Annotated in this window: 18 protein-coding genes; 7 read left to right on the top strand and 11 right to left on the bottom strand. The window is 62.4% G+C overall.

Annotated features, from left to right (window positions below; translation table 11 throughout):
- Window positions 1-47: 47 nt before the first annotated feature.
- The gene (locus LGH83_RS05935) at window positions 48-1,178 is read right to left on the bottom strand and encodes a type III PLP-dependent enzyme (RefSeq protein WP_227401004.1); all 1,131 of its coding nucleotides are present in this window, start codon (window positions 1,176-1,178) and stop codon (window positions 48-50) included.
- A 710-nt stretch (window positions 1,179-1,888) separates the two neighbouring features.
- The gene (gene proB, locus LGH83_RS05930; protein ID WP_227401003.1) at window positions 1,889-3,010 is read right to left on the bottom strand and encodes a glutamate 5-kinase; all 1,122 of its coding nucleotides are present in this window, start codon (window positions 3,008-3,010) and stop codon (window positions 1,889-1,891) included.
- Between the two features lie 181 nt (window positions 3,011-3,191).
- Between proB and LGH83_RS05925 the strand changes: the two genes are divergently transcribed.
- The 7 genes from LGH83_RS05925 to LGH83_RS05895 all read left to right on the top strand — a co-directional run bounded on the left by LGH83_RS05925 (window position 3,192) and on the right by LGH83_RS05895 (window position 8,332).
- Window positions 3,192-4,277 carry a hypothetical protein gene (locus tag LGH83_RS05925; protein WP_227401002.1) on the top strand — a complete coding sequence of 362 codons (1,086 nt, stop codon included), beginning with the start codon at window positions 3,192-3,194 and terminating at the stop codon, window positions 4,275-4,277.
- Between the two features lie 51 nt (window positions 4,278-4,328).
- Window positions 4,329-5,291: a hypothetical protein gene (locus LGH83_RS05920; RefSeq protein WP_227401001.1), complete on the top strand. Its 963-nt coding sequence runs from the start codon at window positions 4,329-4,331 to the stop codon at window positions 5,289-5,291.
- Between the two features lie 193 nt (window positions 5,292-5,484).
- A complete protein-coding gene (locus tag LGH83_RS05915) occupies window positions 5,485-6,456 on the top strand; it encodes an NAD-dependent epimerase/dehydratase family protein (RefSeq protein WP_227401000.1) in 972 nt (323 codons plus the stop codon).
- Window positions 6,457-6,467: 11 nt separating this feature from the next.
- Window positions 6,468-6,713: a hypothetical protein gene (locus LGH83_RS05910; protein ID WP_227400999.1), complete on the top strand. Its 246-nt coding sequence runs from the start codon at window positions 6,468-6,470 to the stop codon at window positions 6,711-6,713.
- Window positions 6,714-6,872: 159 nt separating this feature from the next.
- Window positions 6,873-7,127, top strand: a complete 255-nt coding sequence (locus LGH83_RS05905) for a hypothetical protein (RefSeq protein ID WP_227400998.1) — start codon at window positions 6,873-6,875, stop codon at window positions 7,125-7,127.
- 121 nt (window positions 7,128-7,248) lie between these two features.
- The gene (locus LGH83_RS05900; protein WP_227400997.1) at window positions 7,249-7,575 is read left to right on the top strand and encodes an NIPSNAP family protein; all 327 of its coding nucleotides are present in this window, start codon (window positions 7,249-7,251) and stop codon (window positions 7,573-7,575) included.
- A gap of 142 nt (window positions 7,576-7,717) precedes the next feature.
- Window positions 7,718-8,332 (top strand): ParB-like protein, encoded by a 615-nt coding sequence (locus LGH83_RS05895; protein WP_227400996.1) that lies wholly within the window; start codon window positions 7,718-7,720, stop codon window positions 8,330-8,332.
- Between the two features lie 33 nt (window positions 8,333-8,365).
- On the opposite strand, the gene LGH83_RS05890 is transcribed toward LGH83_RS05895, so the two are convergent.
- The 9 genes from LGH83_RS05890 to LGH83_RS05850 all read right to left on the bottom strand — a co-directional run bounded on the left by LGH83_RS05890 (window position 8,366) and on the right by LGH83_RS05850 (window position 22,572).
- Window positions 8,366-12,079 carry a glycoside hydrolase family 99-like domain-containing protein gene (locus LGH83_RS05890; protein ID WP_227400995.1) on the bottom strand — a complete coding sequence of 1,238 codons (3,714 nt, stop codon included), beginning with the start codon at window positions 12,077-12,079 and terminating at the stop codon, window positions 8,366-8,368.
- 337 nt (window positions 12,080-12,416) lie between these two features.
- Window positions 12,417-13,754: a UDP-glucose dehydrogenase family protein gene (locus LGH83_RS05885; protein WP_227400994.1), complete on the bottom strand. Its 1,338-nt coding sequence runs from the start codon at window positions 13,752-13,754 to the stop codon at window positions 12,417-12,419.
- A gap of 500 nt (window positions 13,755-14,254) precedes the next feature.
- Complete coding sequence (recF, locus tag LGH83_RS05880; protein WP_227400993.1) at window positions 14,255-15,433, bottom strand: DNA replication/repair protein RecF; 1,179 nt, start codon at window positions 15,431-15,433, stop codon at window positions 14,255-14,257.
- Complete coding sequence (gene dnaN / locus LGH83_RS05875) at window positions 15,430-16,548, bottom strand: DNA polymerase III subunit beta (RefSeq protein ID WP_227400992.1); 1,119 nt, start codon at window positions 16,546-16,548, stop codon at window positions 15,430-15,432. Before dnaN ends, recF begins: the two co-directional genes overlap by 4 nt.
- Before the next feature lie 141 nt (window positions 16,549-16,689).
- Window positions 16,690-16,908, bottom strand: a complete 219-nt coding sequence (locus LGH83_RS05870; RefSeq protein ID WP_131194751.1) for a hypothetical protein — start codon at window positions 16,906-16,908, stop codon at window positions 16,690-16,692.
- A 70-nt stretch (window positions 16,909-16,978) separates the two neighbouring features.
- The gene (gene iolB / locus LGH83_RS05865) at window positions 16,979-17,785 is read right to left on the bottom strand and encodes a 5-deoxy-glucuronate isomerase (RefSeq protein WP_227400991.1); all 807 of its coding nucleotides are present in this window, start codon (window positions 17,783-17,785) and stop codon (window positions 16,979-16,981) included.
- 34 nt (window positions 17,786-17,819) lie between these two features.
- Window positions 17,820-18,719 carry a myo-inosose-2 dehydratase gene (gene iolE, locus LGH83_RS05860; protein ID WP_227400990.1) on the bottom strand — a complete coding sequence of 300 codons (900 nt, stop codon included), beginning with the start codon at window positions 18,717-18,719 and terminating at the stop codon, window positions 17,820-17,822.
- A 27-nt stretch (window positions 18,720-18,746) separates the two neighbouring features.
- Complete coding sequence (gene iolD, locus LGH83_RS05855) at window positions 18,747-20,594, bottom strand: 3D-(3,5/4)-trihydroxycyclohexane-1,2-dione acylhydrolase (decyclizing) (RefSeq protein ID WP_227400989.1); 1,848 nt, start codon at window positions 20,592-20,594, stop codon at window positions 18,747-18,749.
- A 31-nt stretch (window positions 20,595-20,625) separates the two neighbouring features.
- Window positions 20,626-22,572 carry a bifunctional 5-dehydro-2-deoxygluconokinase/5-dehydro-2-deoxyphosphogluconate aldolase gene (locus tag LGH83_RS05850; protein ID WP_413771110.1) on the bottom strand — a complete coding sequence of 649 codons (1,947 nt, stop codon included), beginning with the start codon at window positions 22,570-22,572 and terminating at the stop codon, window positions 20,626-20,628.
- Window positions 22,573-22,583 lie beyond the last annotated feature (11 nt).

Here is a 22,583-nt window from a genome sequence, read left to right as displayed (position 1 = left end):
ATGCTGGGAACGGGTCGGAGATCAGGGCCGAAGACGGCCCATCGACCTCAGATCACGTAGGACTTCAAAGGCGGAAACCCATTGAAGCCGACCGCCGAATAGGTGGTCGTGTAGGCGCCGGTCCCCTCGATCAGAACCTTCGAGCCGATCTCCAGACTGAGCGGGAGCCAGTAGGGATCCTTTTCGTACAGCACGTCGACGCTGTCGCAGGACGGGCCGGCGATGATGCAGGGCTCCGCTTCGTCACCGTCGAATGCCGTCCGGATCGGGTAGCGGATCATCTCGTCCATCGTTTCGGCCAAGCCGTTGAACTTGCCGATATCGAGGTAGACCCACCGCATCGTGTCGCCATCGGCCTTCTTCGAGATCAGCACGACCTCCGCCTCGATCACACCCGCATTGCCGACCATGCCACGGCCCGGCTCGATGATGGTTTCGGGAATACGGTTGCCGAAATGCTTCCGAAGCGACGCGAAGATCGCCTCTCCGTAGGCCTTCACGGCCGGAACGTCCTTCAGATACTTGGTCGGAAACCCGCCGCCGAGATTGACCATCTGGAGCGTGATGCCGCGCTCGGCCAGATCCCGGAAAATGCCCGAGGCCGAGGCCAGCGCGCCGTCCCACATCCCCGGATTGCGCTGCTGCGACCCCACGTGGAACGACAGGCCATACGCGACGAGGCCCAAGCGATGCGCCGTTTCGAGCACGCGCGCCGCCATCGCCGGAACGCAACCGAACTTGCGCGACAACGGCCATTCGGCGCCCTCGCCGTCACAGAGAATGCGGCAAAACACCTTCGAGCCGGGCGCGACGCGAGCGATCTTCTCGACTTCCACCTCGCAATCGACCGCAAAGAGGCGAATGCCAAGCGCGTAGGCCCGCGCGATGTCGCGCTCCTTCTTGATCGTGTTGCCAAACGAGATCCGGTCCGGCGATGCGCCGGTCGCGAGCGCCTGCTCGATCTCGACAACCGAGGCGGTGTCGAAGCAGGAGCCCATGCGGGCCAGCAGGTCGAGCACTTCGGGAGCCGGGTTGGCCTTCACGGCATAGAACACGCGCGTGTCGGGCAGGGCCTTGGCAAAGCAGGCGTAATTGTCCCGCACGACGTCGAGGTCGACCACGAGGCAAGGGCCGTCTTCACGACGATTGCGGAGAAACTGATGAATACGGTCGGTCATGGCGGCATCCCATCTGGCGCGATTGCTCGCGACCGGAACGAAAAAGAGGGGATCGGCGGCAATGCGTCATCGATGGCGCGCGATGGAGACGCGACCAGGAACGTTACTCTGCCAACCGCGATCGGACAGTCTTAAGGTGCATGAATAGACCCATGCACCGGACAACCGGACGATCAAATGCTGCGCCGTTGGCTATGCGTCCCGCTCGGCATGAGCCGAGCGATGAACAGAATAGCCATCGATTGGAAAGGGGAAATCCCTAACCGCACACCCGGCAAGAAAGACAAGCCTCTTCGTAGCCGACCTTTGGAGGGGTCGGCAGAGACGAAAAAGCCCGGTCCGTCGTTGCTTCAAGTCGCGTCCCCCGTTTGGCGGGGTTCGCCGGTTCACCTCCGGCTGCCGGTTGTTTCTGACGGTTAATCGGCCTCTTGTCCGAACCCCGCCAACCGACACACGACCACAGGCACGTGCGAAATTGGGCAAGGCGGTAGATAGGGACAACGGGTGTTGGGCACAAGCGTTTTTTTGAAAAAAGCGCGACCCGCGACGGGATCACGCATGCCTTTGATTCGCATGAACAATTCTTGACAATCTGGGCTCAAAATTCGAGGACGATTCAGAGGCTAAGTGAAGGTCGATTTCGTCAACGAAAACAGCCCTGCTGTCCTCTTGCAGGTTTGCAATAAAAGAGCTCTGAAGGCGTCAGGCCGTCATTCGCCGCGGAGGATCATGTCGTCCCGGTGAATCATCTCGGCGCGGCCGGTGACACCCAGCACCTTTACAATATCCTGCGAGCGACGGCCGGCGAGACGGACCGCATGGCTCGCATCATAGGCCACCAACCCACGCCCAAGCTCCACACCGGCGGCATCCTGGATCCGCACGCAGTCTCCGCGAGCGAACGACCCCTCGACATGGGTGACGCCGGCAGGCAGCAGGCTCGCACCCCCCTTGAGCGCCCGTGCCGCGCCGGCATCGACCGTGAGGAGACCGCGCGGCTCGAGTGACCCAGAAATCCAGACCTTGCGGGCCGAGACGGGAGTTTCAGTCGTCAAAAACCACGTGCACGGCCCGCCTTGCTCGATCCGGCGGACCGGATGCGCGATCCGTCCATCGGCGATCACCATATGGGTGCCCCCGGCCGTGGCGATCTTGCCGGCTTCGATCTTGGTCCGCATGCCGCCGCGTGACAGTTCGGAGGCCGGGCCGCCGGCCACTGCCTCGATGGCCGCATCGATCCGCGGCACCAGCGGGATCAGTGTCGCGGACGGATCGTCGGCGGGCGGCGCCGTATAGAGGCCATCGATGTCGGACAGCAGCACCAGCAGGTCCGCGCTGGCCATGGTCGCGACGCGTGCGGCCAAGCGGTCATTGTCGCCGTAGCGGATCTCGCTCGTCGCGACCGTATCGTTCTCGTTGATGATCGGCACGGCGCGCCGCTCGAGCAGCCGCCCGATGGTCTCCCGGGCATTGAGGTAGCGGCGACGCTCCTCCGTATCACCCAAGGTCACCAGGATCTGTCCTGCCGTGATGCCACGCGCGCCGAGAACCTCCGCCCAGACGCGGCTGAGCGCGATCTGGCCGACTGCGGCGGCGGCTTGGCTGTCTTCCAGCTTCAACGCGCCGGACGGATAGCCCAGCACCGTCCGGCCAAGCGCAATGGCGCCTGACGAGACCACGAGAACATCCACGCCACGCCCATGCAGGATCGCGATGTCGTCCGCCAAGGCGTCAAGCCACGCTCGCTTCGGCTCGCTAGCGCGGCGATCGACCAGCAAAGACGAGCCGACTTTGATGACGACACGGCGGAAATTCTGCAGGAGAGGCATCATGACGAACAGCACGCGCGAGAGGGATGCGCGCCTTCGGCCCCCGGCGCGGCTTTGTCAAGGCAGCTTGCGTCGCGCCATTCTCTTGGTCGGGCGAACGGAGTTAACGAAAAAGTACCCCACTCGAATATTACGTTACGTCACTCAACGGGCTATACTCACCTCGACGCCTCCGGAGATGGTCATGAGCAAAGTTACACGGCGACAGGTTCTCGGTGCTGCTCTGGCCGGAAGTGTCGGTGCAGCTCTGGTGCCGATGGCGCGTGCTGCGACAGGCGGGGCGCCGATCGTCGGCGCCATTCGCTGGGATGCGTGGTACGACCCCGATGGACAAATCGGCAAAGCGGTCGAAGCCAGTCTCGGGCCGAGCCAATTCCACAGCCGCATGCCGTTCTTTGGCAAAGCGACTGACGCCGATCACGTGCGGATCGACGGCAATCACCAAGACGTCATGGATCGGGAGATCCAGATGGCGAAGGCGGCGGGCCTCTCCTATTGGGCCTATTGCTGGTACCCGCAGAACAGCCCGATGCAGAATGCCTGGCGGCTGCACCAATCCAGCAGCATCAAGGACAAGATGAACTGGTGCCTGCTTTGGCAATTCTCGAACCTTGGCGGGCGTGCCGCCTTCGAGGAGAACGTGCCGCAAGTGGTCAAGTGGCTCGCTCAAACCAACTATCAGGTCGTTCCGGGGAAGCGCCCGCTCATCTATTTCAATGTCGATCAGCCGCAGACCCTCGCGAAGTGGCAGAATGATTGGGGCACGGTGGCTGCGGCCTTGGATATGCTCCGGGCAGCCTGCGCGGCCGCCGGCGTTGCCAAACCCTATCTCGTCGTGATGAACGGCTCGGCCGAGCAGGCCGGCGACGTGATGCAGAAGCTCGGCGGAGATGCGATCAGCAACTACATCGCCCAGACCCCGAAGAGCGATACGCCCAGCTTCGATGATCTGCGGGCGTCGGCGCAACGCTATTGGGCCGATATGGCGCGCCATGCCCCGCATATCGTGCCGATCGTGATGACCGGGTGGGATACGCGCCCGCGGAAGCTCAACACGCCCTTCTGGGAACACGCGCCCAAGCGTGGCCAGCCGATACACTATGTGCCGCATGGCAGCCAGGGCGAGATCAAGGCCGCGATCGGCGATGCGGCCCAATATGTCCGTGCGAATCCGACGATTTGTCCCTCGGGATTGGTGTTGGTCTACTCCTGGAACGAGTGTGACGAAGGGGGAGGGTGCCTCGTTTCGGTCTATGCGGGGGGTGACTAAAACGGCACTTAGGTTTACGGTTCGGCGCTCGTTTGCTCATGGAAGTTACTGATGTCGATGACGAATTTCGCCTATAAGATCGATGCTGGGGTCGTCTCAAGGGTGTCGCTCGGCCAGGATGGTTTGATCTATCTGACCGGTGGAACGAACGGAACGTTGAAGCTCTATTCCGACCGCCTCTTTCAAGCCGACGTCGATCGCGATGGCTGGATCGCTCTGGTCGCGGCACGGTCGGCCTTCTTTGCGGAGCAAAACATCCCTTGGCGTTTCGTGCTGTCGACCGAGAAACTTTCGATCTATGGCGATGACGAACTCGCCCGTCAGTTGGATGAGCCGGTGACGCCACCTGGGCAGGCCTTCAAGAGCTTCATCCAGGACGACGCTATTGTCTACCCGCGCGATCTGTTGCGGGCCGAGATCGCCCAGAACGTCTATGTGAAGACCGATAGCCACTGGTCGCCAGTTGGCGCCTTCCTGGTCTTTCAGGAGATGATGCGAGCCGTCGGGCTGAGCCTCGACTGGGGCCGCTACGCGGCGATGCCCGACGGACGCCTGACCTATCACGGCGATCTCTGGTCGGCGGATTACGGTGACGTGGCGCCGGATGTCTTCTTGCGCCGCAAAATCGACCCCGCCATCCGCACCGTTTACAAAAACCCGATCGTCGGGCTCAAGGACGCGCGGGGTGGTCGCGTTGGATTGCATGTCGGTTCGCACCTGATCTGGCGCAATCCTTCTGCCGAAGTAAAGAAAAACGTCATTCTGTTCGGCAGCTCGTTTTCGGAATCGCGATTGGAATGCACGTTACTATCCTATCTCTTCGCGCTTTATTTCGAAGAGGTGCATTTCATCTGGTCGACCAGCCTCGATAAATCATACATCACCCGCACACGACCGGATTACGTGTTCGTGGAAATGCCCGAGCGCTTCGTCCGACAGGTTCCGGCCGACGACCTCAGCATCGAGCGGTTCGGAGCGGCCGAGGCCGAAAAATGGTTGATGGCCAACCCGTGACGGCAGGGTCGTCAGCGGCGCGCGTCAACTTGAGCGTTGCTTTGCGTGCGGCCTCTTCCCTTTGGTCAATCGATATGGCAGCGAAACGCGAGCGACATCGCGATGCGACGCAGGGGACGCGGCTCCGAGGGGTGGCCGTGCTTCATGATCGACGCGGGTGGACGCGGCTTTGTCTGGCGGAGGGGAGACCGACATGACCATCTTGGTGACCGGCGCGGCTGGCTTCATCGGTTTTCACGTGGCGGCCGCCTTGCTGGCGCGGGGCGAGACTGTCGTCGGCCTCGATAGCGTCAATGATTATTACGACGTGTCGTTGAAGCGTGCGCGGCTCGCGCTGCTGCTGCCGCACGCGCAGTTTCGGTTCGTGGAGGGCGATATCGGCGACAAGGCGGTTCTCGATGCCCTGATCGCGGCACATCCCGATCTCGACCGCATCGTCCATCTGGCGGCGCAGGCAGGCGTGCGCTACTCGCTGGAAGAGCCGCGGGCCTATATCAAGGCCAACATCGTCGGGCATCTCGAGATCCTCGAACTCGCCCGCAACATGCCGGGACTGAGACACCTCGTTTACGCCAGTTCATCGTCGGTCTATGGCGGCAGCCGGACGCTGCCGTTCGGGCTTGACGATCGATGTGACGAGCCGCAATCGCTCTATGCTGCGACGAAACGAGCCGATGAGCTGATGAGCTTCACCTACAGCCATCTCTACAGCATCCCCGCCACGGGCCTCCGGTTCTTCACGGTCTATGGACCGTGGGGCCGCCCGGATATGGCACCGATGCTCTTCGCTCGCGCCGTGCTCAAAGGCAAGCCGATCCGCCTGTTCAACAACGGCGACATGGAGCGCGATTTCACCTATATCGACGATGTCGTAGCGGGCGTGATCGCGGCGCTGGATCGTCCACCGGAGGGAACGCCGCCTCATCGCGTCTTCAATCTCGGCAACCACCGCACCGAGCAGTTACGCCATTTCGTCGACGTCATCGAACGCTCGTGCGGACGCAAGGCCGACATCGTGTTGGCCCCGATGCAACCGGGCGATGTCCAACGGACCTACGCGGATATCGCGACGTCGCGCCGCGACCTCGGTTTCGAGCCGAAGACGTCGATCGAGGAGGGGATACCGATCTTCGTCGCGTGGTTTCGACGCTTTTACGGTTTGTGACGGAGGGTGAGATGGCGCGACCGATGATGATCGACCCGCTCCACAAGCTGGCCTTGTGGATGGTCCTCGGTTTGTTAGCCTTTCTGGCCGTGTGCTTCGCGATCATCGGGCACGGCTTCCTGTTGCGTCAGAGCACGGTCGTCCAGATGATCGACGGGGTGCCGACGCCGGTCGAAAAATGCGTGTTCTTCACCGTTTTCGGTCGTGAACTGCGGGCCCAGACGCCGGATCCTGCGACCGGCAAGCCACGGTGTTGATCGGCTCCCGATGTCCCGTCGGGCGAGGCCCGATCGCGAAGTTGTGATTCCGGGCGTGGTTCTGGAGAGTTGACGCGTCTATTGTCGGCCCAATGTTTTCTCGTGTTGGCTGAAGGTGGCAGGCATCACAGGCCGCCAGTCCAACGCAAGGAGACACCAATGAGAGTCAACACCATCGCGCTTGCGGCTCTGGTCATGGTTGGTTCGACCGCGACGATCGCCTATGCGACGCCGTCCTATGAGGGTATCACGTCGACCCGTCATGCGGTTCATCATCATCACGTTGCCAGAAATCATCCGGCCAATGCGCCGGTCTCCGATGTTCCGCAAGAGAGTGCGGCGCCCGAGACCCTGCCGAAGCCAGAACCCTATAACCCGGCTTTGGATCGCGCGGGCTCTGGCACCGGATATTGAGGCTGTGGCGGCGCAGGGTCGCTGAAAAGCCGTGCGTTTGAATTGAGCGTTGTGGCGGGAGGGGATACATCTCTGACCGTGATCGGTTTCGATGCCGTCCCTCCCACCGCAAAGGTCAGCCATGATCTACGAACTCCGCGTCTATACGGCCGTCCCCGGGCGTCTGCCGGATATCATGAAGCGCTTCGACACAATTACCCTGAAACTCTGGGAGAAACACGGCATACGCCAAGCCGGTTTCTGGACAACCGTCGCGGGTCCGTCGATCAACGATCTGACCTATCTTCTCGCCTGGGAGTCGCTGGCTGAGCGCGAAACCAAATGGGCTGCATTTGGGACCGATCCCGAGTGGCTGAGCGCGAAGGCCGAGACAGAAGCAAACGGGCAACTCGTCGCCAACATCGCGAATTCATTTCTGCAGCCGACACATTTTTCGTCGGTCAAATAGGCGCCCGCTCGTCCGAGAATTACTATGCTTATATGCATGATGTCGATTGCGACGATCCTTTCGTCGAGCCTCGACGTTCGCTTCGAAAGACCCGCGAGCCCCGCTCGCGGGTCGCATCGTCGCAACGGTCGGAAGGTGGCTTATGGCGCTCCACAACCCAGAACTGAACGAGGTCGCTCTCATCGACCTTCGCCCCACTCAAATGACGGCAGGTTTTGCCGAGGTGGCGCAAAAACGGCGCGCGTGGAAGGATGGCGAAGACAAGAAGGCGAATTTTCTGCCGAGTCATTGCTTTCCAGCCGTCAGAGGGCCGAAAGATCGGTTCTACATCACCGATCACCACCATCTTGGAATGGCGCTGATCGAAGCTGGTGAGACAAAGGCGTTCGTTACAATCTCGAATGACTTCTCAAAGCTGGCCCGCTCCGAGTTTTGGACCATCATGGATCACCTGAAGCTGGCGCACCCCTACGATCAGCATGGCCATCGATGCTCGTTCGATGACATGCCGAAGAAGCTGACAGCCTTGGTCGACGATCCGTTTCGCAGTCTTGCGTCCGCGGTCAAAGATGCTGGTGGCTATGCCAAGGCAACCGAGCCCTTCGCCGAATTTCTCTGGGCCGATTTCTTTCGTCGGCGCATCTCGGCCGAGGCGCTCCACGACAACAAGAAGAAGGTACAGGCCGAGGCCCTCGCAATGGCGCATACGACGGCCGCGTCGCATCTTCCAGGCTGGAGCGGCGAATCCTCGACGTAGCTCTCGGCCACATGGCCGACTTGTTCGGCTTCGTCAGGCCTCAATCGGACGTCGGGAGAATTGCTGCTCGATTTCGTCGAGGTAGCTTGTCTGTCCCGGCGTTGCCCTGTTGATGTGCAGCTTCGCCCGGATCTTCTCATGCATCGTCGCGATTTCACTCACATGCTTGCGGGAGTCGAGGGCATGGGTGACGCTGTTTGCATGGCGACGATGGACGTTCAGGGGCTCTGCCACATAAGCGATGCGAGCACCGGGGGCCGTGAGGCATTCAATATAGATGCGCCAATCGCCAGCCATCCGGAAGTTCTTCAGGTCGCTTTCGCAGCGATCCATGGCGGCCAGAAGCGCCGATCGTCGCCACACAACGCAACTGACGTTCATGATGAGGTTTTTGATCGCGAGAAAGCGATCGACGAACTCGCGACCTTCGAACACCTCATCGACCGTGAGCGCCTTTGGCTCGACCGTCGCATAATACCCCTTGTAGTCCGGGTAGACGGGCGCCCCGGTCATATCGATGGATTTGGAGTCGCTGAAGCCCATCACGATGGAGGGGTCGCTCTCCATCGCTCCGATCATCTGGGCCAGGAAGGTCATATCCGAGAGATCGTCGGCCTCGGCGATCCAGAGATAGTCGCCGGTGGCATGTTCGGCGCCCTTGCGCCACTGTTTGAAGACGGAGCCTGAATTCTGCTCGTTGAGGATCAGCGTGAAGTCGCGTTCGTGCTCTTTGGCCGTGGCCTCGATGACCGCGACGCTCTCGTCGCGAGACGCGTCGTCGAGCACGATGACCTCGTGGACCGGATAGGTCTGCATGAAGATCGTCGCCAGACGCTCGGGCAGGCAATGGGCATAGTTGAAGTTCGGGACGATGACCGACACTTTCATGAGGCGCGGCAGCGCCATATGCATCAGATCCTCGACGTAATCCGCAAAGTCGAACTGGCTCGCGACAATCTCACGCGCCCTGTCCAACAAGCCGCGATCCGGCGCCTCGTTCAAGACGTCGGCAAGGTTCGTCGCCATGGCGGTGACGTCGGCATAGGGCGCGACGTAACCAATGCCATATTGCCGAAGGAAGTCCGGAATGCCGCCGGTGCCTTCAAAGGCGAAGACCGGAATATCGACGCTCATGGCTTCGAGTACGACGGTTGGGAAGGGATCTTCGCGTGACGTCAGCACAAGGCCATCCGCGGCCGAGAAGAAACCTTCAACGTCGGCGCGATAGCCGGCCATGTGGAACGTGCCGGTCTTCTCCGCATCGGAGATCTCGACCGACAGCCAGTCCCGCAAGCCCGGATCGATGCTCCCGACCCAGCAGAAGTGGATGTCGCAATCCGAGATCTGCAACAGGCGCCAGACCTGGAGGAACAGGTCGAACCCCTTGCGAAGATCGCCATAACCCATGCCGAGAATTAGCCGGCTGCCGGGTGCCATGCCGAGCCCGTCGCGCAGAGCTTTGCCGAATCCATCATTCCGTTTCAGGGTCTTGTATGTGCCTTGCGGCCTGATCGCGAAACGGTTCGAGATGGGGACGTTCAGCGCCTCGAGCAGCTTATCTTGGATGTAGGCGCCCGCAAACACGACCTTGTCGGCCGACATCAGCCCCGAGCGCGCTGCCGGCATCAGCCCCTTTTCGCGCAGGATCCGGGGTAATTCGTGGACCAGCAGGATCGTGCGGAACCCCACCTCCACGGCCGAGGTTGCGGCATGTCCCGCGACGCTGGTGTTGGCGATGGCGGCACTGAAGCCACGCTCCTTCAACTCGGTGAGTTTCTGAACGAGCTTGTCCTTATCGGGGCAGAGCGTCGTGGGTGCAATCAGGCGGTATTCGGCTTCCAGCTTGCCGCCTTGCAGCAGGATGAATTCGACCTCGACCCCGAACGCCTGGCGGAGTGTTCGCCCGATATTCAGCAGCAGCAATTGCGCGCCGCTCGGGAAGGCGTCGTGCCCGATCAGCAGTAGTCGAGGACGCTTGGAGAATTGCGTCACGCCGGCTGCTGCCCGCGCGGTCGCATTCAGATAAGCGGAGCCGAAATGCAGGTCCGGTTCGAGATAGGCGCCTTCGCACCACTCGTTCCAGGCATTCACGCAAACCAGTGGTTCACCGAAGAAGGGTTTGCGTTGAGCGGCGTCGATCAACTGCGAGAGCCAGAACTCGTAAAGGGTCGGCGTCGACCCGTGGATGACGAGCCCGGAGCCTTGGCGACGCGCGTCGTTATCCCAACTGGGAACAACCGTCTTGATCAGTGGGAAGTCCGACGGCGCCTCATTCATCGAGACGCTCATGACGTCCTCATAGGCATAGACCCGGCCCGAGAACGTATCGTCGAGATAGTTGAGGCTCTTGTTGATCGGCGCCGTCAGCTTGGTCAGCTTATGCGGCGGAAACTCGATCGCGCCGTCGAGGCCGAATTTGCGGGGATCGAAATCGTCGAAGCTCTGGCTCATGACGATGATCGGATCTTCACCACCATTCTGGCGGAACAGGGTCCGCCACCGCTCGATCGCAGCTTTCGTGTCCGGGATGATGCTCGGACGGTAGATCATCAGCAACGGGCGGCCCTGCAGGCGGATGTAGCGCGGGTCCTTGAAGTGTCGGGTGTAGTCGGCGACGAGTTTGACGTCGTCGTCCTCGCTATAACCCTGCGAGATAAGAACCTCGCCCTCGAGCCCATCCCAGCGGCGGGTCCAATCTTCGTTGGCCCACATCAGGCAGAACGGCATGTCGATGTCGGGCGTCGCGAGGAAATCCTCGAGCGGCTTTTCCATCAGACGCTTCGTGTTGAACCAATAATAGTAGAAGACGAAACCATAGATGCCGCCGGCCTTGGCCTGAGCCACATGCTTCCGCATCGTCTCCTTGTCGGCAAGCGAGTAGAACCCGTTGTCGCGCGGGACGCGGGGCTGGAAATGGCCGTGGTAACGCGGTAGTCCGCGCGCGATGTTGGTCCATTCGGTGAAGCCCGTTCCCCACCATTTGTTGTTTTCGGGGAAGGCATGAAACTGGGTCAGATAATAGGCCAGCACTTTGCCCCGGCGCGGCACGCTCCCGGCGATGGGTCTCGCCTCCTCGAAAGCCGGGCCGGCCTTGGTGAAGCGCTTGACATTGGCCGGGATCGTCGCGTCGTCCTCGGACGCATGAGGCAGGAAGCCCGCGCCGCGGTTCTGCCGATAATGGACAAGCGGGTTTTGCTCGAATTTTCCGTCGAGATAGCGCTTGATGTAAAAATCCGTGTCGAAACTCGCCGACGGATTCCGGCTCTCGCGGTAGCCATAGTTGACATAGTGCTGAAACGGGTCGATGCCCGCCGCCGCAATGTCGGGATAGGTTTTGAGGTAATAGACCGCGTCGAACTCGGCAACCGGGCTGAAGGGGCCGATCCGGTGCTGGATATAGTGGGATAATGCGTCGACCGCGTCCCCGAGCTTGTGGGTTTCGCGATACCATTGGGCATCGAACAGCGGACCGGGCAGAAGGCCTTGCTTGGCCCCGACCTCGATATAATGCTGAAGCGGATTGAGATCGGGCTGATCGGCCAGATGGTGGTCGCGGTACCACGCCGTGTCGAAAATGACATTGGGCCGCCGATTTTCTCGAAAACCCCAGAGATAGAAATGCTCGGCGAGATCGATGCCAGCCTGGGCAATATCCCAATAGGTGTCGGAATAGAATTTGCCGTCGAACAGGCCGCTGCTTCGGATCGTCGAGAGAGGATCGGTCGGGTCGATGTCGTCTGTCGCCACGCTACGTTCAACCCCTTATTGGCTAGGCCAGTCGCAGCCCGGTCTGATCCGGCGATCACGTCGATCGCACTGATGGTCTAGGATCGTCTGACGCATAGTCACGCAGCAACGTATAATAACATCGCTACCGATCCAAATGCGCCGACGATTCTAGATCACATCTATTTCGATTTAAGCTTGGATCTATTTATCACTGATGGCAATCCTATGTAAATGGCTCGCATGGATTGTCTTTTCATATCGATTTAAAAGCTTCTCTACTTCCTCTTTGGCCTATCTGTCTTTAATTATCGCAAGCAATAGTTATGCCAACGCTACGTAAGGCGCAGCGGAGCGATCATTGGGGCGACACGGATGCTCGGCCCAGCGAGTGATAGGTGAAGCCGGCATCCGCGACGCGGTCCGGGGCGTAGATGTTGCGAAGATCGACCACGACGCGGCCGCGCATCAGCTTGGCGACACGCGCCCAATCGAGCGAACGGAATTCATTCCATTCCGTGATGAAGACGACGCCATCGGCGCCGTCGAGTGCATCGTAGGTGTCGGTGGCCCATTCGACGTCGCCGATGACCTTGCGGGCTTCGTCCATGCCTTCGGGGTCGTAGACCCGGACGACCGCGCCTTTGCTGACTAGCGCCGGAACGATCGCAAGGCTCGGGCTGTCGCGCATATCATCCGTATTGGGCTTGAAGGTGAGGCCGAGCACCGCCAAGCGCTTGCCCGTCAGGGATCCGCCCATCGCGCTCTCGACGCGATCGGCCATCTTGAGTTTGCGGGCGTCGTTAATGGCCGACACGGTCTCGACGATGGTGATCGGGGTTCCCGTTTCGCGCGCGGTGCGGATCAACGCCATGCAATCTTTCGGGAAGCAGGATCCGCCATAGCCGGGACCCGCATGCAGGAATTTCTTGCCGATGCGGCCGTCGAGGCCGATGCCGTTCGACACCTCCTGCACGTCCGCTCCAACGGCTTCGCAGAGGTCCGCGATCTCGTTGATGAACGTGATTTTCGTCGCGAGGAAACAGTTCGCGGCATATTTGATGAGCTCGGAGGTCTCGATCTTGGTGAACAGCACCGGCGTTTCGGACAGATAAAGCGGGCGGTAGAGTTCGCGCATCACCGCGCGGGCACGATCGGCATTCGACATGGTGCCGATCACGACGCGGTCGGGGCGCATAAAGTCGCTGATCGCCGAACCCTCGCGCAGGAATTCGGGGTTCGAGACCACGTCGAAGTCGCGCCCGAGCATGAGATCGGGGCGCGCCTTGGCGATGACGTCGGCGACCTGCCGCCCGGTGCCGACCGGCACGGTCGATTTTGTCACAATGACCGTATAGCCCGACAGCGCGTGGGCAATCTCCTCCGCGGCCGCGAACACATAGGACAGGTCGGCGTGTCCGTCGCCGCGTCGCGAGGGCGTGCCGACAGCGATGAAGACCGCGCCCGCACCAGCCACGGCCGGTTTCAGATCGCCGGAAAACGACAGGCGCCCCGCCCGAACGTTGTTAGCGACGAGGTCCGACAAGCCCGGCTCGAAGATCGGCATCTGGCCACGCTTCAGATTCTCGATCTTCGTCGCATCTTTGTCGACGCAAACGACATCAGTGCCGAATTCCGAGAAACACGCCCCCGACACCAAACCGACGTAGCCTGTCCCGATCATCGCGATACGCATCAGGATCCTTTCCACATGGGGCATGAACCCGAAGCCGGCGCCCCCTCAGGCTTCGGTTGCGGCCTCATCGAGATCATCGAAACCGTGAGCCGGTTCCGTCTCGATGCGGCTTTGCAGTCTGTCGCAACGCATGCTTGTCGTCGTCGCGGCAATGATCTCACCCGCGGCGACCCGTATGTCCACCATCCGCGCATGCAACACCCAGCGATCGCTGCATGCCGCGCCTACCCAGCCAGACCCGTCGGACCCATCGCGATCCAGCCCCGATCGCCGACGGGTCGTTCGGCCCCGCCCCTCATATCTCGACGCACCCCACGAGAGAGGCATCGTCGACACCCACACCATTGACCAAGATCGACGCTGCTCTAGAACGCGTTCATATCAGTCGTAAGACAAAAAGGGCTTAGCTGACGTAACGGAAACTAAGACGATCTGGCAAGTCCCCGAGTTGTGGGATTCGCCGACGGTGGACGCGATCGAACCATCGTCCGACCCGCGTGTCACATGGGCGCATCATCGGGTGTTGCTCGAATCGATCCAGCGTCGACCGTCAACCGCGTGATCGCGCCCGCGTCTCCGAAGGCAACTGGGTCGGCTCCCGTCATGAAGACCTGGCCGCCGAGAGACCGAAGCGCGGCGAATAGCGCGCGCCGCCGGGATGGATCGAAATGCGCCGCGATCTCGTCGAGCAGGATCATGGGCGCGATGCCGCTCAACGAGGCGACAAGCCGCGCCTGCGCCAGCACCAGCCCGACCACGAGTGCCTTCTGCTCGCCCGTCGAGGCGCGCGCGGCCTCGATCGCCTTCGGGCCGTGGCGAACGAGAAGATCCGAGACATGCGGGCCGATACTGGTTCGCCCCGCGGCCATGTCGCGCGGTCGGCTGCTCCGCAGCATGTCACGATAGAGGTCTTCGACCTCGACGGCCGGATGGCGCTCCAGCAAGGTCTCGACGTCGCCCCGCAGCGTCACGTCCGCCCAGGGAAAAGGGGAGGCGTCGTCCCGTGTCTCTGCGATCAGCGCGACCAGTCGAGCGACGGTTTCGGCCCGTGCGGCCGCGACCGCGACCCCGAGCCCAGCGACTTCGTGTTCGGCCGCTTCCGCCCAGGCCCGGTTCAAGGATCCGGCGCGTCCGTCTTCGAGAATGCGATTGCGGTTGCGGAGCGCGCGATCGAGGGCATTGACGCGTGTCGCATGGTCGGCGTCGACCGTGAGCACGATCCGATCGAGAAAGCGGCGACGCTCCGTGGCCGGGCCGGCGAACAAACCATCCATCGCGGGCGTAAGCCAGACGACGCGCAGATGATCCGCGAAGGCTTTCGCGGATGGAACGACGGCGCGATCGATCCGGCAGCGCCGGGCCGTCGACCCATCGCTGGTTTCGATCCCGGTTCCGATTTGCCGCACCGACGCGCCAATATGATCGCTGTCGTCAAGCTCGATCGAGACGGCCCAATTACCGGAACCGTCGGCGCGCGCGAGATCGGCGGCGTCGGCCCGCCGCAAACCGCGGCCCGGCGTCAGCATCGACAAAGCTTCGAGCAGATTGGTCTTTCCGGCGCCATTGTCGCCGGTCAGCAGAACCATCTGGCCGGCGACCCGAATATCGAGGGCCGCATAGGAGCGAAAATCGGCGAGGATCAGCCGTCGGATCGTTGGGAAGCGGGTGGCCGCCCTCAAACCCGCATCGGCATCAGCACGTAGATGGCGGAAGCGCCCTCTCGATCCTGGACCAGCGTCGGCGAGCCCGAATCCGCCAGCTTCAGCAACGCCGTGTCGTTGTCGAGTTGCTCGGTGATGTCGAGCAGATAGCGCGCGTTGAAGCCGATATCGATCGGTGCGGCGTCGTAATCGACGTCGAGTTCCTCGGTGGCCGAGCCCGAATCCGGGTTGGTGACGCTCAGGATGAGCTTGCCGTCGGCGATCGCCAGCTTCACGGCGCGTCCACGCTCCGACGAAATGGTCGAGACGCGGTCGACGGCCGCCGCGAACGGGCCCTTCTCGACCGTCAGAAACTTGTCGTTGCCGGTCGGGATCACACGGGCATAATCGGGGAAGGTCCCGTCGATCAGCTTTGTGGTCAGGATCACGCCACCGAACGTCAGGCGGATCTTGGTCGACGAGAGTTCCAGCATGACGTCGGCGGTCGCATCCTCGATCAGCTTCTGGATTTCGGAGACGGCCTTACGGGGGATGATGATGCCCGGCATCTCGACCGAGCCCTCCGGGGCGGGGATCTCGACCCGCGCCAGTCGATGTCCGTCGGTCGACACCACCCGCATCACGGCGCGGCCTTCGACCTCCATCGTGTGCATGTAGATGCCGTTCAGGTAATAGCGCGTCTCCTCCGTCGAGATCGCGAATTGAGTCTTGTCGATCAACTGCTTGAGCTGGGCACCCACGAGCTTGAAGCTGTGCGTGAGTTCGCCGGCCGACAGATCCGGGAAATCGCTCTCGGGCAGACATTGCAACTGGAAGCGCGAGCGGCCGGAGCGAAGCACCAACTGGCTTGTGTCGCCGGTCATCTCCAGCGTGACCTGCGAGCCATCGGGCAGCTTCCGCACGATATCGTGCAGCGTATGGGCCGGCAGGGTGGTGGCGCCCGGCTGTCCGACATCGGCCGGAAGCGTCTCGGTGACTTCGAGATCGAGGTCGGTGGCTTTCAATTTCAGCGCACCCGCCTCGGCGCGGATCAGCACGTTCGACAGGATCGGGATCGTGGTCCGTCGTTCCACGACGCGATGGACGTGGCCGAGAGATTTCAACAAGGCCGCGCGTTCAAGAGTGACTTTCATGGCGGCTCACCGATCGCTTTAGACACATCGCCACAGCTTCGGCCAAAGCCGTCGCGGGGGCCGCGACTTTTGCCAAAGTTTGGGAATTACGCAAGCGCCAACGCCGACCCATCGGGTCGAAAGCGTGCCGATCATGCAGGTTCAGCCGATCAGACGCCGAATGCGGGCCTGTTCGGTCGCATAAATCTGCGCTTCCGATTTCAGACTTTCGGCATCTTGGGTCGCGTCGGGAATATTCTTGAACCAGCGCATCGTCAGGTCACGGGCTTTGGGCGGGATTTCGTAGAGGTAGATATGACCGTGTTCCGTGTGCCAGACGACGATTTCGTCGTCGGTTGCACGCACCAGTTGAAAGCTCACGTCGGACCCTCGGATGTGTGAACCTCTAGTCTGGTGCCAAATTGAAGCGAGGATATGGAGACGCCGACGCTTAGCCAACCATCCATTCATGGTCCGGGTCGTTGTAAAAACGCCAGATCCGCTGCGGGCCGGCCATCACGTTCAGGTAAAACAGGTCGTAGCCGTGGGCTGCCCCAACCGGATGGTAGCCGCGCGGCACCAGCACGACGTCTCCGTCGCCGAACGCCATGGTCTCGTCGAGCGAGCGGTCGTCCGTATAGACCCGCTGCACGCCATAACCCTGTTTGGGGTTGAGGCGATGATAGTAGGTCTCCTCCAAGAGGCTCTCGGCCGGCAAGGCGTCGCGGTCGTGCTTATGGGGCGGATAGCTCGACCAATTGCCGCTTGGCGTCATGACCTCCACTACCAGCAGGCTTTCGGCAATCGGACTGCTGTCGGGAAGGATGTTGCGGACATGTCGGCTGTTGCTGCCCTTGCCGCGCGTTTCCTCTCCGACCTTGTCGGGGCCGATCAGGACGGGCAGGCGGCCGCCGGAGGAGGGGGCAGCGCAGACCGCCAGTTCGCACGGGCCTTCCGCCACGACCTGCCACTGCGACCCGGCCGGGACATAGACCGACCAAGGTAACCCCTCGAAGACGGAGTGGCGCTCGCCGATCGTGCCGATATCTTTGTCGCCGGCCATGATGGTGGCGCGACCGGACAGGACGACAAGGCAGACTTCGGTGCTTCCGGTCTCGCGACGGAGCGCCGCTCCCGCGGCCAGATCGTAGACCTCGAAGCCGACATAGGTCCAGCCAGCACTCTTTGGCGTCACGGCATGGATGCGGCCATCTCGGTCGGGGGCCGAGGGGTGAATCAAAAGGGGCGATTGCGGCATGGCTCATTTCTCGTTTGCGGAATGTCCAGGCGGCTTAGGCCAAGCCGGCCTCATGGAGCGCGGCCTTGAGATGGGCCACGCCCTTTTTCGCATAGGCGAGCGGATTGGCTTTGTTCGGGTCCTGTTCGGCTTCGACCACGACCCAGCCCGAATAGCCCGAAAGCGCCTCGAAGACGGCGACATAGTCGACGCAGCCGTCGCCCGGCACCGTATAGATCCCAAGGTCGTCGCCCTTGCCGAGGATCGCGTCGAGGAAGCTCCAGTCCTGCGCCTCGACACGGGTCCGCACGGTGGGCCGCACGTCCTTGCAATGAACGTGAGAGATGCGTGATCTGTATCGCTTGGCCAAGGCAGCCGGATCGGCGCCGCCCCAGGTCGCATGACCGGTATCGAGCAGCAGATTCACCGGAAGCGTCGTGGCGGCCATGAAGGCATTGATGTCGGCCTCGGACTGGACGATCGTTCCCATGTGATGGTGATAGCAGAGCCGGAAACCCTCGGCCGCGAGGCGCTCGGCGAAGTCCGTCATGCGAGCCCCGTAAGCCGCCCAGTCATCCGGCTGCATGATGGGCCGCTTCGACAGCGGCATGTCACGCCGGCCGTGGATCGCGTTCGAGGTTTCGGCCACAATGAAGACGTCTGTCCCCATCGCCTTCAGCAGATCGCGATGCGGTTTGGCGCGTGCGAACTCCTCCTCGGCCGAACGCTCGAGCAACTCCACCGAGTGCCAGCCCCCGATGCAGGCCATGTCGAATGGCGCGAGAGCGGCCTTCAGGGCATCGGGGGTTCGCGGAAACTTGTTGCCGAGCTCCATACCGACGAAGCCGGCCTCCCGGGCTTCGGCGAGACACGTCTCGAGCGGAATGTCTCCGCCGATCTCCAGGAGATCGTCGTTCGACCAGCCGATCGGGTTGGCGCCAATACGAAGTGACATGAGACGAAGGTCCTTCTCGGTTGACCGTCAGATCGCGAGACGCTGGTTGGTGCGGTGGCGCGCGTAAGTGTCGTAAGCCTCTTCGACCTCGCGCCGTTGAGAGACTTGCGGCACCGCCACATCCCACCATGCGCCGCCCGCATCCGTGCTTGGGGCGGCGTCGGTGTCGATCACGATCACCTGCGTCCGCGATCCGCTGCGGGCTCTGTGCAGAGCCGTCTCGAGATCGGCGATGCCCGAGACTTTCACGGCCTCGGCCCCCAGACTGCGGGCATGCGCCGCAAAATCGAGGAGCGGGAGTGTGATGTGTTTCGAATCCGCCAGAAGGTTGTTGAACGCCGCGCCGCCGGTCGCCTTCTGCAGCCGGTTGATGCAGCCAAAACCGCCATTGTCGAGCAGCACCAGCGTCAGCTTCAGTCCGAGCATGACCGAGGTGGCGATTTCGGAATTCATCATCAGGTATGAGCCGTCGCCGAGCAGGACGAACACCTCCCGATCGGGCTGCGCAAGCTTGACGCCGAGCCCGCCCGCGATCTCGTAGCCCATGCAGGAAAACCCATAATCGACATGGTAGCCGAGCGGCTGACTCGCTTTCCACAATTTGTGCAGCTCGCCCGGCAATCCCCCGGCGGCACAGACCACGATGTCGGACGCGACGGCGCATCGCTGAACCGCGCCGATCACTTGCGCGTCGGACGGCATCTCGACGTTGGTCGGGTCGGTGTAGCGACCGGCCGTCTCGACCCAATGTCGCTTCTCTGACGCGGCCTTGCTGGTCCAATCCTGCGGCGCGCGATAGGCGCCGATCGCGACCCGGAGCGCCTCGAGACCCACCAATGCATCGGCGACCAGCGGCGTCGCGCCATATTTCCCGGCGTCGAACGCCTGGACGTTCAGCGTCACGAGGCGGCAATCCGGATTGGCGAAGAGAGCCGACGAGCCTGTCGTGAAATCGGCGAGACGTGTGCCGATCGCCAGCACCAGATCGGCCTCCACCGCCATGGCATTGGCGGCAGCGGTGCCGGTGACCCCGACGGCCCCGAGGCTTGCGGCATGGTCATGCGGCAATGCGGACTTTCCGGCTTGCGTTTCGACCACCGGAATGCCGAGCGTCTCGGCAAACGAGGCAAGTGTCGCTTCGGCTCCTGAATAAAGAACGCCGCCGCCCGCCACGATCAGCGGCTTCCGAGCCGCTTTCAGCAGGTCGACCGCCTGCCGCAGCTCGTCGCGGTCGGGTTCGGGACGGCGGATGCGGCGCAAGCGCTCGTCGAAGAAGCTCACGGGGTAATCATAGGCTTCCGCTTGGACGTCCTGACAGAACGCCAGGGTCACGGGGCCGCATTCGGCCGGGTCGGTCAGCACCGCGAGCGCACGTTCGAGGGCCGGCATGATCTGCTCGGGGCGGGTGATGCGGTCGAAATACCGGGAGACGGGGCGGAAGCAATCATTCGCCGAGACCGTGCCGTCTCCGAAATCCTCGATCTGCTGCAGCACCGGATCGGGCCGACGATTCGCGAAGACGTCGCCCGGCAGAAGCAGGATTGGCAGCCGATTGACATGCGCCAGGGCGGCGGCCGTCACCATATTGGTGGCGCCCGGACCGATCGACGTCGTGCAGGCCATCATGCGCCGCCGCCGCGTCGCTTTGGCGAAGGCAATCGCGCTATGGGCCATCGCCTGCTCGTTATGGGCCCGGTAGGTCGGCAGCGTCTCGCTTGCGGCCTGCAATGCTTCGCCCATGCCGGCGACATTGCCATGGCCGAAGATCGCCCAGATTCCGGCGAAGAGCGGCACGCGCGCCCCATCGACCTCGGTTTGTTGCTGGCCGAGATAACGCACGAGTGCCTGTGCGGCGGTCAATCTGACGGTCGACATGGCGCTCTCCCTCCCCTCGGCTTGTATCGGATCAATTCGGCCGAATGGCCAGCCACGCGTCGACGAGCCGCTTGAATCGACCCGCCATTCTGGCCGTGACCTCGGCATCGTCGATCTGCCCGGCAAACCAAGCGCGGGCGGGCTCGCCGAAGATCGTGCGGCCGACCGCAAATCCCTTGACCATGTCGCATGCCCCGGCAAGCCGGAAGGCAGTCAACAGCTCGTCTTCCGGCGCATCCAAGCCGAGCAGCATGACGCCGCGCGCATAAGGATCGTTGGCCTTGATCGTGGTGGCGATCGCCTCCCAAGCCGCCGCGCTCGGCTGGCTTTCGAGCTTCCACCAATCGGGCTTGATGCCGAGCCCGTAGAGTCGCGCGATGACGCTCGAAACGGTCGTGTCGGTCAGCGTGCCGTGCTTGCCCGCGATGATCTCGATCAGCAGCTCATGGTTGCCTTTGCGGGCCGCATCGGACAGCCGCAGCAATTCGCGATCCTGGCGCGCCGTCAACGCGGCGGGATCCTCGGGATGGGTGAAGCAGAGGCATTTGATGGTGTGGGCAAGCGGCCATTCGTTCAGCATTGCGCCGAGCGAGCCATCGCCCTCGAAATCGAGCGGCCGCGATCCCGGCCGCTCCACCGGCCGCCCGATCCAAAGCGGGTGGCCTGCGGCTCGAAACAAGGCGTCTTGCCCGTGTTGGCCATCGAGCAACATGCCGAAGCCGTCGCGGCCGTCTGCCACCGCTACGGTCGCGTCAACGGCCAACACCTTGAGGGCCGCGATCCGCTGGCGCGAGGCGCCGGCCTCGTCGGCCATGGCTTCGAGCTGCATGCGATGATCGATCGCAAAAGCCATGATCCGCTTGGGGTGGGCGTGGCGCGGCGTGAGCGCATCGCGCGTCGTCGCCCAATGAATGTGGTTCAGTCCCGCATCGCGCCGCAACTGCGGAGACGTGACGCCCCGACGCAAAAATTGGGTCAGCTCGGTGAAGGTCGGATATTCGACCGAACAGAGCAGCCGCGAGACCGCGAAAGCCCCGCAGGCATTGGCATAGGCGCATGTCGTCTCGAGGGGCTCGCCCCGCAGATAGCCTCGCAGGAAACCGGACATGAACGCGTCGCCGGCGCCGAGCACGTTCAGCACCTCGACTGGAAAGCCGGGCCCTTTGATGCCGTCCTCGATCGAAGCCGGGATGGCCGCATCGAAGACGACGCAACCCATGGGGCCCCGCTTGCAGACGATGAGCGCCGCGCTCACGGCCCGGATCGCCCGGATCGCGTCGAGCGGGTCGTCCGCCCCGCCGGCGATCATCAGTTCTTCTTCGGTTCCGACGATCACGTCGCAGTCGGGCAGCACCGGCGCCAGCAGCTCCGTGACCGAACGCGATTTGATGTAGCGTTCCTCGCCCGCCCCATGGCCCGCAAGACCCCAGAGGTTCGGGCGGTAATCGACATCGAAGATCACCTTGCGACCATGGCGGCGGGCGATCCGCATCGCTTTGGTTTGCGCCTCGGCGGCCTTGCGATGAGCGAAATGCGTTCCCGTGACCACGATCGCGGCCGCACTGGCGATGTAGGCGTCGTCGATATCGGTGTCGTCGAGCGCGGCATCGGCGCAATTGTCGCGATAGAAGATCAGCGGAAACGTCTTCTGATCGCGGACGCCCAGGATCACAAGAGCCGTCAGCCGCTCCGCATCGGTATGGACGCCATCGACATCGACCCCCTCGCGGGCCAACTGCTCGCGGATGAACCGGCCCATATGCTCGTCACCGACGCGCGTCACGAGACCGCTTTTGAGCCCGAGCCGCGCGGTCCCGATCGCGATATTGGTCGGGCAGCCGCCGACCGCCTTCGAGAAGCTCGCCATATCCTCTAAGCGCCCACCGATTTGTGCGCCGTAGAGATCAACGGAGGACCGGCCGATCGCGATCAGATCGAGGGTCGGCAGAGCGGACGACATGGTTCGATCCTCGGACATCGGCGGACGCG

Origin of the sequence: Lichenihabitans sp. PAMC28606, from assembly GCF_020616535.1 — a bacterium.
GTDB lineage: Bacteria > Pseudomonadota > Alphaproteobacteria > Rhizobiales > Beijerinckiaceae > Lichenihabitans > Lichenihabitans psoromatis.
Note: the sequence above shows the minus strand (reverse complement) of the source record. Positions and strands in the feature narration are given on the sequence as shown.

Bases quoted from the DNA above. Each gene is read 5' to 3' on its own strand.
- LGH83_RS05935 (WP_227401004.1), bottom strand. From the start codon at position 1,178: ATGACCGACCGTATTCATCAGTTTCTCCGCAATCGTCGTGAAGACGGC.
- LGH83_RS05850 (WP_413771110.1), bottom strand. From the start codon at position 22,572: ATGTCCGAGGATCGAACCATGTCGTCCGCTCTGCCGACCCTCGATCTG.
- LGH83_RS05895 (WP_227400996.1), top strand. From the start codon at position 7,718: ATGGCGCTCCACAACCCAGAACTGAACGAGGTCGCTCTCATCGACCTT.
- iolD (WP_227400989.1), bottom strand. From the start codon at position 20,594: ATGTCGACCGTCAGATTGACCGCCGCACAGGCACTCGTGCGTTATCTC.
- LGH83_RS05925 (WP_227401002.1), top strand. From the start codon at position 3,192: ATGAGCAAAGTTACACGGCGACAGGTTCTCGGTGCTGCTCTGGCCGGA.
- proB (WP_227401003.1), bottom strand. From the start codon at position 3,010: ATGATGCCTCTCCTGCAGAATTTCCGCCGTGTCGTCATCAAAGTCGGC.
- iolB (WP_227400991.1), bottom strand. From the start codon at position 17,785: ATGCCGCAATCGCCCCTTTTGATTCACCCCTCGGCCCCCGACCGAGAT.
- LGH83_RS05910 (WP_227400999.1), top strand. From the start codon at position 6,468: ATGGCGCGACCGATGATGATCGACCCGCTCCACAAGCTGGCCTTGTGG.
- LGH83_RS05900 (WP_227400997.1), top strand. From the start codon at position 7,249: ATGATCTACGAACTCCGCGTCTATACGGCCGTCCCCGGGCGTCTGCCG.
- LGH83_RS05905 (WP_227400998.1), top strand. From the start codon at position 6,873: ATGAGAGTCAACACCATCGCGCTTGCGGCTCTGGTCATGGTTGGTTCG.
- LGH83_RS05920 (WP_227401001.1), top strand. From the start codon at position 4,329: ATGTCGATGACGAATTTCGCCTATAAGATCGATGCTGGGGTCGTCTCA.
- LGH83_RS05915 (WP_227401000.1), top strand. From the start codon at position 5,485: ATGACCATCTTGGTGACCGGCGCGGCTGGCTTCATCGGTTTTCACGTG.
- dnaN (WP_227400992.1), bottom strand. From the start codon at position 16,548: ATGAAAGTCACTCTTGAACGCGCGGCCTTGTTGAAATCTCTCGGCCAC.
- LGH83_RS05885 (WP_227400994.1), bottom strand. From the start codon at position 13,754: ATGCGTATCGCGATGATCGGGACAGGCTACGTCGGTTTGGTGTCGGGG.
- iolE (WP_227400990.1), bottom strand. From the start codon at position 18,719: ATGTCACTTCGTATTGGCGCCAACCCGATCGGCTGGTCGAACGACGAT.